Origin of the sequence: Methylobacterium sp. CCH5-D2 (genome assembly GCF_001556475.1) — a bacterium.
Lineage (GTDB): Bacteria > Pseudomonadota > Alphaproteobacteria > Rhizobiales > Beijerinckiaceae > Methylobacterium > Methylobacterium hispanicum.
Genome location: NZ_LSIX01000827.1, coordinates 1 through 3,986, shown reverse-complemented (window position 1 = coordinate 3,986; position 3,986 = coordinate 1). Strand labels below are relative to the sequence as shown.

At 76.9% G+C, this 3,986-nt stretch carries 3 protein-coding genes; 2 read left to right on the top strand and 1 reads right to left on the bottom strand.

From position 1 onward, the window contains the following. A partial coding sequence (locus AX737_RS21780) for a 4Fe-4S binding protein (protein WP_066924856.1) occupies window positions 1-1,704 on the top strand: 1,704 nt, incomplete at its 5' end. Here AX737_RS21780 and AX737_RS21775 read toward each other — a convergent pair. Next, the gene (locus AX737_RS21775) at window positions 1,701-3,008 is read right to left on the bottom strand and encodes a c-type cytochrome (RefSeq protein WP_066924854.1); all 1,308 of its coding nucleotides are present in this window, start codon (window positions 3,006-3,008) and stop codon (window positions 1,701-1,703) included. The genes AX737_RS21780 and AX737_RS21775 overlap by 4 nt on opposite strands. Window positions 3,009-3,215: 207 nt before the next feature. Between AX737_RS21775 and AX737_RS21770 the strand changes: the two genes are divergently transcribed. Further along, window positions 3,216-3,986: molybdopterin-binding protein (locus AX737_RS21770; protein ID WP_082773219.1), on the top strand; the 771-nt coding region annotated here is incomplete at its 3' end.

The following is a 3,986-nucleotide window of genomic DNA, read 5'->3' as shown; positions in this document are numbered from 1 at the left end:
GAGCCGGTGCCGCCCGCCGGGACCGTGCCGCTGGTAAGCCGGGGCGTCGCCCTCGTCTACGGGCGGGACGCCGTCGCGGTCGAGGCCGGGCAGCGGCTCGCCGAGCATCTCGACGTCACCGTGCTCCTGTCGCGGCCGGGCGAGGTCGCGCCGCTCCACCGCAACACCTTCCCGGTGCTGCGGGGCACGATCCGGGGTGCGAAGGGGCATCTCGGCGCGTTCGAACTGCGCATCGACGACTACGCCCTGCCGGCGCCGTCGTCGCGCACCCACCTCCTCTTCGGGGCGCCGCGCGACGGCGCCGTCTCGACCTGCGACCTCGTGCTCGACCTCTCGGGCGGCGCGCCCCTGTTCCCGGCCCACGAGGTCCGCCCCGGCTACCTGCGCGCCGACCCGCGCGACCCGGCCGCCGTCGAGCGCCTGGTCCGCGAGGCCTCCCACCTCGTCGGCGAATTCGACAAGCCGCGCTTCATCGACTTCCACGGCTCGCTCTGCGCCCATTCGCGCTCGCGCATCACCGGCTGCACCCGCTGCCTCGAGGTCTGCCCGACCGGGGCGATCACGTCCGCGGGCGACACCGTCGCGATCGACCCGCATGTCTGCGCGGGCTGCGGCAGCTGCGCGGCCGTCTGCCCGACGGGCGCCGCCGCCTACGCGCTGCCCCCGGCCGACGCGCTGATGCGGCGCCTGCGCGGCCTGATGCGGGCCTACCGGGCGGCGGGCGGGGAGCGCGCGCTCGTGCTCTTCCACGACGGCGACCACGGCGAGCCCCTGATCGACGCGCTCGGGCGGTACGGTGACGGGTTGCCGGCCCATGTCCTGCCGGTCCAGGTCAACGAAGTCACCCAGATCGGTCCGGAGGCGATCGCGGCCCTGTGCGCCTACGGTGCGGCGGCGGTCCGCGTGCTGACCCGGGCGCGCCCGAAGCACGACATCGCGCCGCTCCACCGCACACTCGACCTCGCCGACACCCTGGCGCGGGCGCTGGGCTACGGAGCAGAGAGCGGCGCGGCGCTGGTCGCGACGATCGAGACCGACGACCCGGACGCCCTCGGCGAGGCGCTGCGCGCGGCCCCGCTCGGGACCCCCACGGCGAAGCCGGCCGGCCTCGTGCCCGAGGGGCCCAAGCGCGCCGTGCTGCGTCAGGCCTTCCGGGAGATGCACGTCGCGGCCCCCGCCCCCGTGGCGCGGGTCCCGCTGGCGGCTGGCGCGCCCTTCGGCGGCCTCGATTTCCGCACGCAGGACTGCACCCTGTGCCTCTCCTGCGTCGGCGCCTGCCCGACCCATGCGCTCACCGACAGCGCCGACAAGCCGCTGCTCGCCTTCGAGGAGAGCCTGTGCGTGCAGTGCGGCCTCTGCGCCGCGACCTGCCCGGAGGACGTGATCGCGCTGATCCCGCAGGTGGATTTCGAGGCCTGGGCGGCGCCCCGGCGCGTCGTGAAGGAGGAGGAGCCCTTCTGCTGCACGGCCTGCGCCAAGCCCTTCGGCACGCGCGCCACGATCGAGCGGGTGATCGAGCGCCTCGCCGAGCGGCACTGGATGTTCACCGGCTCGGCCGGCGCGGAGCGCCTCCGCTCGCTGACGATGTGCGACGATTGCCGCGTCGAGGCAGCGCTCAACCAGGGCTTCGACCCGCACGCCATGCCCGAGCGCGCCAAGCCGCGCACGAGCGAGGACTACTTCCGCGAGCGGGCGGACGGCTAGGGCAGACGCGTCGCCTTCTCCAGGAAGCGGACCAGGGCCTCCCGGTCGGCGGCGCTGCCGATGGTCTGCTCGGGCATCTTCGTGCCCGGCGTGTAGCGGGCCGGCCCGACCTCGAAGAGGCGCGCCACGGTCTCGGGCGTCCAGACGATGTCCATCCGCTTCAACGGCTCGGAGTAGCGGTAGTCCGGCACGCTCGCGATGCGGCGGCCGAACAGGCCGGCGAGCGTCGGCCCGGCCCGCGTGCCCTCGTTCGGCGTCAGGGTGTGGCAGGCGACGCAGGCCCCGAACACCTCCGCGCCGCGCTCGCCGTGATAGGCCGCCAGCGGATCGCCCGGGCGTGGCATGGCAAGAGCGCCGATCGGCTCGCCGCTCCGGGCATCCCAGCGGCGCACGAGGCGGTCGCCGCCGCCCGTGACGAGCTCGCGCCCGTCGGGCCGCCACGCCACGGACCAGACCGGCAGGCCCGGCCCGACGAGACGCAGCAGCACGCGGGCCGTCTCCCGCTCGACGACCGCGACGGTCCCACCCGCCGTCGCGGCGGCGACCCGGGTTCCGTCCGGCGACGGCGCCAGCGCGATCACCGGCTGGGGCCCGAGTTCCACGGCGGCGCGGACCGTCCCGTCCGGGCGCAGGAAGCGCAGGATCGCGTCGGCGCCCGCCGCCGCGATCTCCCCGTCCGCGCTCACCGCGAGCGCGCTGAGCGCCGTGGGCAGCGTCGCGACGTCCGGGGAGGCGCCCTCGCGCGGCCAGACCCGCACGGTCGCGTCGGCGCCCGCCGTCACCGGCCGCCCGTCCGGCAGGAAGGCCACGGCGTTGACATTGCCCCGATGCCCCTCCAGCACGCGGGGGGTGCCCCCGTCGAGCGGCCAGACCCGCGCCGTCCCGTCCCAGGAGGCCGAGGCGAGCGCGGTGCCGTCCGCCGAGACCGCGAGGCCCGCCACCGGCCCGGCATGCCCGTCGAGCACCTGCTCCGGCTCCGCGCGCCCGAGCCGCCACAGGGCGATGCGCCCGTCCTCGGAGGCGCTGGCGAAGCGCCCGTCGGGCAGCGCCGCGACGGCGTTCACCGCGCCCTCGTGGAAGCGCAGCACGCCGAGCGCAGTGCCGGTATCGAGGCCCCACAGGATGGCCGACTGGTCGAAGCTGCCCGAGATCGCCAGGCGCCCGTCCGGGCTCAGGGCGAGGGCGCGGACCGGGCCGCCATGCCCCCGCATCTGGGCCGAGGCCGGCAGGGCAAGCAGCAGCGCGGGCGTGACGACGAAGAACCCGGTCAGCAAAAGGCCGGCGAGCCGGCGGAGACACGTCATCGGGGATGATCCTCGGTCGGACGGCAAAGCATAGCCGAGTGACGGTCCGGATGTCGCCGGCTCCCGACCTGCGGTTCTCCGACGCGCATCGCACGAAGCCTTGATCCGCGCCCGCGGATGACGCATCGCTCCGACCATGATGCGAGCCGGAACATCTCTGCCGCCGGGCCCGCCGCGCGCCGCACCCCGCCACGGGCGCGGGCGCCGATGAGCCGGTCCGCCTCCGCGGCGCTGACGCCGCTCGGGGACGCGCTCGGCCTGCTCTGTGCCGGCGTCGCGCCGGTCGCCGAGCGGCTGGTCCCGCTCGCGGAGGCGCGGGGGCGGATCGCCGCGCGGGCGGTCGCGGCACCGCGCCCGCTGCCCGCCGGCCGCGAGGCCCTGCGGGACGGTTTCGCGATCGATTCCGCCGCGATCGCCGGTGCCTCGCCCTACGCGCCGGTGCCCCTGCCGTCCCGGCCGGCCTGGGTCGAGGCCGGTGAGAGGCTGCCCGCCCGCACCGACGCCGTCCTGCCGCCCGAAGGGCTGGCGGAGCACGGCGCGGTGGAAGATCTCGCCGCGCGGGAGGGCACGCGCGAGGCCGGCGAGGACTTGGCCGCGGACGCGTGCCTGCTCGCGGCGGGCGAGCGGGTCGGTCCCCTCCACCTCCTCACCCTGGCGATGGCCGGGCTGGACATGGTCGCCGTCCGGACGCCCCGCCTGCGCCTCGTCGCGACCGGCACCCCGACGCCGGACGGATCGTCGCCGCTGCTCGCCGCCCTGATCGCGGACAGGGGCGGCGCCACCGAGCGCGTCGCCGTCCCGGACGAGGTCGAGGCCATCGCCGCCGCCATCGGAGCGGGCGCTGCCGACGCGGTGCTCGTCCTCGGCGGCAGCGGCTACGGCCGCACCGACCGGAGCGCCGAGGGGCTGGCCCGGGCGGGACGGATCCGCGCCCACGGCATCGCCCTGCGGCCCGGCGAGACCGCGGTCCTGGGCGAG